Genomic DNA, 251 nt, shown 5'->3' on the forward strand with positions numbered 1-251 from the left:
GATCCGCAGCAGCGGTTGTTGTTGGAGGTTTCCTGGGAGGCGTTGGAGCGGGCGGGGATCGACCCGTCGGGGCTGCGCGGCTCGGACACGGGCGTGTATGTGGGTACCACTGGGCAGGACTACGTCTCGGTGGTTGGTGGTGCGCAGACCGGTAGTGAGGGGCATTTGCTGACGGGGAATGCGGCGAGTGTGATGTCGGGGCGGGTGGCGTACGCGCTGGGTCTGGAGGGTCCGGCGGTGTCGGTGGATAC

The 251-nt window shown here is 67.3% G+C and carries 1 protein-coding gene; it reads left to right on the forward strand.

The features are described 5' to 3' along the window. On the forward strand, positions 1-251 hold a 251-nt coding region (locus ACLQ2W_RS34050), incomplete at both ends, for a beta-ketoacyl synthase N-terminal-like domain-containing protein (RefSeq protein WP_425792026.1).

The sequence above is a fragment of the Micromonospora sp. DT227 genome (assembly GCF_049841835.1).
GTDB lineage: Bacteria > Actinomycetota > Actinomycetes > Mycobacteriales > Micromonosporaceae > Micromonospora.